At 71.3% G+C, this 7648-nt stretch carries 4 protein-coding genes; 1 reads left to right on the top strand and 3 read right to left on the bottom strand.

Annotated elements, in window-relative coordinates; all coding sequences use genetic code 11:
- Positions 1–579: 579 nt before the first annotated feature.
- Positions 580–3048, bottom strand: a complete 2469-nt coding sequence (locus C5H89_RS18640; protein WP_240181950.1) for an excinuclease ABC subunit UvrA — start codon at positions 3046–3048, stop codon at positions 580–582.
- Between the two features lie 49 nt (positions 3049–3097).
- Positions 3098–4894, bottom strand: a complete 1797-nt coding sequence (locus C5H89_RS18635; RefSeq protein WP_162799481.1) for a hypothetical protein — start codon at positions 4892–4894, stop codon at positions 3098–3100.
- 191 nt (positions 4895–5085) lie between these two features.
- Between C5H89_RS18635 and C5H89_RS18630 the strand changes: the two genes are divergently transcribed.
- Positions 5086–6864 (top strand): DEAD/DEAH box helicase, encoded by a 1779-nt coding sequence (locus tag C5H89_RS18630; protein ID WP_104108462.1) that lies wholly within the window; start codon positions 5086–5088, stop codon positions 6862–6864.
- A gap of 71 nt (positions 6865–6935) precedes the next feature.
- Here the strand turns inward: C5H89_RS18630 and C5H89_RS18625 are convergent, their stop codons facing one another.
- Entirely contained in the window at positions 6936–7535 is a 600-nt protein-coding gene (locus C5H89_RS18625; protein ID WP_104108461.1) for a YceI family protein, read from the bottom strand.
- Positions 7536–7648 lie beyond the last annotated feature (113 nt).

The raw sequence follows: 7648 nt of genomic DNA, 5'->3' as shown, positions 1-7648 counted from the left end.
CGCTGCGGTGACCATTGGAGCCATGCTCGCGACCAGGTCCGCCGCGTTGAACTTCGGCATGAAGTCCGCTGCGGTGACGAGGGACTTCAACGCCGGTGCCGGGTCTACTAATGGCTTCGATGGCGTGCCGTCTTCCGCCTTGTTGCGATCGGCATCCGTCTCGGTCATGTCAGTCGTCGGGTCACACGGCTCCTCCGACGCGACGCCGTCCGGCTCGGTGCCCCCCATATGTCCCCCTGCACACCACATCGACGCGACCGCCGGCCCCTAGCATAAGGCGGACGATCAGGCGCGAGATCACCTGCGTCGGCACGCTCGGGCGGGCGCCCTGTCCAGATCGACGCGATGAAGTCTTAATGATGTGTCGACAGGGCCAGCCCTGTGTCCCGGCTACGCGTGCTCTGCCGAGCCCCGCGTCGCGCCGGCTCATCCAGCAGTTCGACGCATGGGCTTCTCCGGCCCCACCACGCGGGGGCCGGCCGGGTGTCTGCGTGGCTTCACGATGGGGAAGGCAGCCCCTCACGCCGCGATGTCGCGTCATTCTGGGTGGAAAGGGCTACGGGTCGGACGTCCCTGAGTTCAACCCGCGAGCCTCGGCGATAGATACTTCGCAGTCACCCCAACCCCCGCCGCGGCCACCTCCGCCGGCGTCCCGGCAGCCACCACCTGCCCACCGGCATCCCCACCGCCCGGCCCCAGATCGACCACCCAGTCCGCCGACGCAATCGTGTCCAGGTCGTGCTCCACCAGGACCACCGTGTTGCCCGCGTCCACCAGCCGGTGCAGCTGCCGCACCAGCAGTGCGGTGTCCGAGGGGTGCAGCCCAGAAGTGGGCTCGTCCAGCAGGTAGAGGGTGTGCCCGCGGTTGGCCCGCTGCAGCTCGGTGGCGAGCTTGATCCGCTGTGCCTCCCCGCCGCTGAGCTCGGTCGCGGGCTGCCCGAGCCGCAGGTAGCCGAGCCCCACCGACTGGAGCGCGGCGAGCCCTCGCGCAGCGGCCGGCACGTCGGCCAAGAACACAGCAGCCTCGTCCACCGACATCCCCAGCACGTCGGCGATGGTCCGGTCCCGGTAGGTCACCTCGAGCGTCTCGGGGTTGTAGCGCGCCCCGTGGCACTCCGGGCACGGCGCGTAAGTGCTCGGCAGGAAGATCAGCTCGACGGAGACGAACCCCTCGCCCTGGCACTTCGGGCACCGCCCCTCAGCGACGTTGAACGAGAACCGCCCGGCGCCGTACCCGCGCTCCTTCGCCAGCGGCGTCGCCGCGAAGACGCGGCGTACCGCGTCGAAGAGCCCGGTGTACGTCGCCAGGTTGGACCGCGGCGTGCGGCCGATCGGCTTCTGGTCCACCACCACCAGCCGGTCGAAGGCGTCGACGCCGCGGGCCTCGCGTACGTCGACCTCCCCGGTGAAGACCTCCTCCTCGTCGTCCCCGTCCGAGGCGACCGAGAGGGGAGCCAGGCCGAGGTGGCGGCGTACCACCTCGCCGAGCACCTGGACCGCCAGCGTCGACTTCCCCGACCCGGACACCCCGGTGACCGCGGTCATCGCGCCGAGCGGCAGGTCGAGGGAGACGTCGCGCAGGTTGTGCCGCGAGACCCCGACCAGGTGCAGCCAGCCCGAAGGCTCCCGCGGCTCGCGCTCCAGTCGATCCGCCCGACCGAAGAGATACTTCGAGGTGGCCGACTCCGCGACGGACTCCAGCCCGGCGACCGGCCCGGAGTAGAGCACCCGACCGCCGTTCTCCCCGGCGCCCGGACCGATGTCGACCACCCAGTCCGCCCGGCGTACGACGTCCATGTCGTGCTCCACCACGAACAGCGTGTTGCCCGCCGCCTTGAGGTCGTCGAGGAGCGCCAGCAGCGGCTCCGCGTCCGCCGGGTGCAGCCCCGCGGACGGCTCGTCGAGCACGTAGACCACCCCGAAGAGCCCCGAGCGCAGCTGGGTGGCGATCCGCAGCCGCTGCGCTTCCCCGGGTGACAGCGTGGTGGAGCTGCGACCCAGGGACAGGTAGCCCAGCCCGAGACCGAGCAGCACCTCGATTCGGGCGACCAGGTCCCCACTGAGACGCACCCCGGCGTCGTCGGTGTCCCCGACGGCGAACGGCCGCAGCCGCTCCACCAGCTCGGTGAAGGGCAGCGCGTTCGCCTGCTGGATCGACATCCCCGCGAAGGTCACCGCCAGCGCTTCGGGGCGCAGCCCGCTGCCACCGCAGGTCGGGCAGGCCGTGCTCCGCACGAAGCGCTGCATGTCGGCGCGCATCTTCTCGCTGCCCGAGCTGGTCAGCACCTGGCGCACGTGCCGCCTCGCGCTGCGGAAGGTGCCCATGTAGTCGCGCCCGCCGCCGCCGTCCTTGTCCTGGGGCCGGATCAGCACCCGCGGCTCCTCCTCGGTGAAGAGCAGCCACTCCTGGTCCTCCCGCTTCAGCTCGCGCCACGGCACGTCCACGTCGATGCCGAGGTTCTTCACGATGCGACGCAGGTTGTGGCCCTGCCACGCGCCGGGCCACGCGGCGATCGCGCCGTCGCGGATGCTCAGCGAGGTGTCCGGGACGAGCAGCTCCTCAGCGACGTCGTGGGCCACCCCCAGCCCGTGACACCTCAGGCAGGCGCCTGCCGCGGTGTTGGGGGAGAACGCCTCGGCCGCCAGGTGCTCGGCACCCTCGGGGTAGTCGCCGGCGCGGGAGTAGAGGATGCGCAGCAGGTTGGACAGCGTGGTGATGGTGCCGACCGTGGACCGGGAGCTGGCGGCGCCGCGCCGCTGCTGCAGCGCCACCGCGGGCGGCAGCCCGGTGATCTCCTCCACGTGCGGTACGCCGACCTGCTGGAGCAGCCGCCGGGCGTACGGCGCGACCGACTCGAAGTAGCGGCGTTGCGCCTCGGCGTACAGGGTGCCGAAGGCCAGCGACGACTTGCCCGACCCGGAGACTCCGGTGAACGCGACGATCGCGTCCCGGGGCAGGTCGACGTCGACGCCGCGGAGGTTGTGCTCCCGGGCTCCCCGCACGCGCACGCAGGAGTCGGGGCCTGGCACTGCCTGGTCGTCGCTCACGCTCCCAGGTTGCCAATCCGGCCCGGCGGCAAACGACCCAGCCCCCGGCTCATGCGGCCGGCAGCGTCCGCAGCAGGGCGCGCTCGGCCGCCCCCGTCTGCTGGGCCAGCGACTCCAGGACCTGCTCCAGCGTCGCCTGGTCGAGCACGTCGCGGCGCAGCTGCTCGGCCTCCACCAGGGTGAGCAGGTCACGCAGGCCGGTCCGGAGCCTGTCCAGGTCGGCGAGCTGCCGGTCGTCGAGCGGCTCGTGGTCGGGCACCAGCTCCTCCTGCTTCTGCGCGGCCACGCGTTGCAGCGCGAGCACCTCGGACAGCGGGTGCTGGTCGTCGCGGGAGACTCGGAGCGCGGCCTCCGTCGCCTGGGTGGCCGCCTCGATGCGGCGGCGCAGCGGCGCGGGCCGGAACGACGGGACGACGGTGAAGCCGACGACCACCCCGACGACCACGGCGACCAGGGTGAGGCCGACGTACTGCAGGAGCAGGTCCACCGGGTCCAGGTCCCGGGTGACGGCGTTCATGCCGACGCTGACCACCACCATGAAGCCCGCACCGAGGGCGGGCCGGGTCACGATGTACCACAGGCCCAGGCACAGCGAGACGCCCGCGATCGGCACCAGGAGCTCCGACGGGGCGACCAGCAGGATGACCGCCACGGCGAGCGACCCCCCGCACAGGCCGATGATCTTGTTCCGGGCCTTGGCGAAGGTGTCGCGCCAGCTGGCCTGGAGGATGCCGAAGGTGGCCAGCAGCACGGTGGAGACCAGCGGGTCCCCGGACTCCAGGGGAGCGGTGACCAGCAGCATGATCAGCACTCCGAGCGCCGTGCGGAACGCGTGCCGGACCTGGATCGATCGCAGCCGTCCGGACGGGTGGAGCAGCGCGTAGGTGAGCTCGCGGCGTCGGTCCCGCTCGATCGGGACCGGGGTGGTGTCGTGCCCGAGGATCGCCTGCTCGACCGCGTCCAGGTCCCTGGCGGCCTCCTCCAGCGTGCTCGGTCCCCGGGGCGGCTGCCGTACCTGGGCCTGGGCAGCCGCCGGCTGCGGCTCGGTGCCCCTTCCGGGCTTCGCCCGCAGTCGATCGGCCAGCTCGGAGGCCCGGCCCCGGAGCTCGTCGACCTGCCCCTGGTCCGCCCCGGGCAGAGTCGCGGGCGGCGTCCCGGGCAGGGTCCCGGGCAGGGTCCCGGGCAGGGTCGTCGCACGCAGGGCGAGCCGGTAGTGCGAGGCCGCTTCGAGCACGTCGGCGAGCCAGCGCTGCCGGCCGTCGCTGAGCCAGGTGCCGAACGCGGTGGAGGTGGCCGAGGTCGGGTCGTCGCCCACCAGCACCTCGGCGATCTGCTCCCGGGTGGGCTTGGAGGGGTCGGCGACGCCGAAGAGGACCCGGAGCAGCAGGCCCACCAGGACGCCGGCCACAGCGGCGACGACCAGCTGCTGGTCGTCCGCGGATCCCCGGATCGCGTAGCCGTAGCCGAACATCGTGGTCATGCCGAGGCCGAGTCCGGCGTTGCCGAACCTCGGCCCGGCCAGCGGCAGCAGCGCGGCGACGAAGGTGATCAGCACGACGAGCGCGATCGCCCCGGGACGCGAGACCTCGCCCACCATGCGGGGGACGACCGCGGCGATCACCAGCAGCGGTGCCAGCACCCCGGCCAGGCGAAGGTCCGCACGCAGCGGACCGCCCATGAAGACCACCAGCGAGAACAGCCCCGTCAGGCCGCCGATGATGCCGGCGGGTCCGGCGCCCCAGTGGTCGGCCAGGACCACCGACGGCACCACCACGAGCGCCATCAGCACCAGCAGCATGGGGCTGCCCTTGGGTCGGCTTCGGGCGTGCGCCGGATGGGCTGCCACGGGTCACGCCTCCTGCCGGTGGGCGGTGCGGTCTCTGGTGGGAACGCTATGAAGGCGCCTCGGGACGCACCAGAGGCTTCGTGCCCGGGCCGCCCGAAGGCGCGCTGTGACCGCGCTGTGACCGCGCCGTGACAAAGGTCGCGCCACCGTCGAATCTCTGCGGCGTCCCCCCTGGCATTAACCTGCGGGGTATGAACGACGACGCTGCTGCAGACAAGGCAGCCCCTGACGTACCCACTTTCGAAGAGCTCGGGCTGTCCGACTCGGTGCTGAAGACGCTCCGCGAGGTCGGCTACGAGCGCCCCTCGCCGATCCAGGCGGCCACCATCCCGCCCCTGCTCGAGGGCCGGGACGTCGTGGGCCTGGCTCAGACCGGCACCGGCAAGACGGCCGCCTTCGCGCTGCCGATCCTCTCCAACCTCGACATGACCCAGAAGAAGCCGCAGGCGCTGGTGCTGGCCCCGACCCGTGAGCTCGCGCTCCAGGTCTCCGAGGCCTTCGAGCGGTATGCGTCGCACCAGAAGAACGTGCGCGTGCTCCCGGTCTACGGCGGCCAGGGGTACGGCGTCCAGCTCTCGGCCCTGCGTCGCGGCGTCCAGGTCGTCGTCGGCACGCCGGGTCGGATCATGGACCACCTGCAGAAGGGCACCCTCGACCTCTCCGAGCTGCGCTTCCTGGTGCTCGACGAGGCCGACGAGATGCTGAAGATGGGCTTCGCCGAGGACGTCGAGACGATCCTGGCCGACACCCCGAAGACCAAGCAGGTCGCGCTCTTCTCGGCCACGATGCCCGCGCAGATCCGCCGCATCTCCAAGAAGCACCTCAACGACCCGGTCGAGATCACGGTCAAGAACAAGACCACGACCTCCTCCACGATCAACCAGCGCTACCTGATGGTCAGCTACCCGCAGAAGGTCGACGCGCTGACCCGCATCCTCGAGGTCGAGAACTTCGAGGGGATGATCGTCTTCGTCCGCACCAAGCAGGTCACCGAGGTGCTCGCCGAGAAGCTGCGCGCCCGGGGCTTCTCCGCCCAGGCCATCAACGGCGACGTGGCCCAGGTGCAGCGCGAGCGCACCATCAACCAGCTGCGCGACGCCAAGCTCGACATCCTGGTCGCCACCGACGTCGCGGCCCGCGGTCTCGACGTGGAGCGGATCAGCCACGTCGTCAACTTCGACATCCCGACCGACACCGAGTCCTACGTGCACCGCATCGGCCGGACCGGCCGCGCGGGCCGCACCGGTGACTCGATCGCCTTCGTCACCCCCCGCGAGCGCCACCTGCTCCGGGCGATCGAGAAGGCCACCCGTCAGCCGATCACCCAGATGCAGCTGCCGTCGGTCGAGGACATCAACTCCACCCGGCTGACCCGCTTCGACGACGCCATCACCGCGGCGCTCTCGGAGACCGAGCGCATCGAGTTCTTCCGGGACGTGGTCTCCCACTACGTCTCCGAGTACGACGTGCCCGAGGTCGACGTCGCCGCGGCCCTGGCCGCCGTGATGTACGGCGACCACCCGCTGCTGCTGGAGCCGGACACCAAGGCCGAGCTGCTGCACACCCCGCGCGACGACCGCGGCGACCAGGGTGGGCGCGGTCGCAACGACCGTGGCGACCGGGGAGACCGTGGCGACCGTGGCCCCCGCAAGCCGGCTCAGCGCCGCGTGGGCAACGACGCCAACCTGGCGACGTACCGGATCTCGGTGGGCAAGCGCCACAAGGTGGAGCCGCGCCAGATCGTGGGCGCGCTCGCCAACGAGGGCGGCCTGGGGCGCAACGACTTCGGCAAGATCGACATCCGGATGGACCACTCGCTGGTGGACCTCCCCGCCGAGCTGCCCGCGAGCACCTGGGAGGCCCTGCGCGGCACCCGGATCTCGGGCAAGCTGATCGAGCTCACCCAGGACTCCGGATCGTCGCGTGGCGACGCCGGCTCCGAGGCGCCCAAGAAGCCGCGCCACAAGTAGCGGCTGTCCCTGAACGCACGAAACGCCCCGGCTGGTGCCGGGGCGTTTCGCGTTGCGCGGGGGTATGCGGGTCAGGCGGTCTTGATCGCCGAGACGTCGAACTCGAGCTTGATCTTCTCCGAGACCAGGACGCCGCCGGTCTCCAGGGCCGCGTTCCAGGTGAGGTCCCAGTCCTTGCGGTTGATGGTGGTCGCGCCCTCGAACCCGATGCGGGTGTTGCCGAAGGGGTCCTGGGCGGAGCCGGTCTCCTCGAAGTCGATGGTGACCGGCTTGGTGACGCCCTTGATGGTCAGGTCGCCGGTGACGGTCCAGTCCGAGCCGTCGCGCTCCACGCCGGTGGAGACGAAGGCGATGGTCGGGTTCGCGTCGGCGTCGAAGAAGTCGGCGGACCGGAGGTGGCCGTCACGGTCCGCGGAGCCGGTGTCGATGCTGGAGGTCTGGATGGTCAGGCGCACCGAGGAGCTGGCCGGGGTGGTGGTGTCCACGTGGGCGGTGCCCTCGAAGTCCCGGAAGGAGCCACGCACGGTGGTCACCATGGCGTGGCGTGCGGAGAACCCGAGGCGGCTGTGGCTGGGGTCGATCGTGTAGTCGCCGGTGATGTCGCCGACCGACTGGGTGGGGGCGTCGAAGGTGTCGCTGGTCGTCTCTGACTTGCGGTTGAAGAAGTTCACGGCGTCTCCCAGGTGTGTGGTTGATGATTCAACTAGTAGAAGCGTAAAGGACGCCGGGGCATTCCGAGCCGTAGGAGTGACGTGCGTCACAACGGCGCTCGGACGCCCCGGCG

Source organism: Nocardioides sp. 616, from assembly GCF_002930065.1.
GTDB classification, from domain to species: domain Bacteria; phylum Actinomycetota; class Actinomycetes; order Propionibacteriales; family Nocardioidaceae; genus Nocardioides; species Nocardioides houyundeii.
This window is presented reverse-complemented; position numbering and strand designations above follow the sequence as displayed.

Coding starts and splice junctions, on each gene's coding strand:
- C5H89_RS18630 (WP_104108462.1), top strand. CDS start 5,086: ATGAACGACGACGCTGCTGCAGACAAGGCAGCCCCTGACGTACCCACT.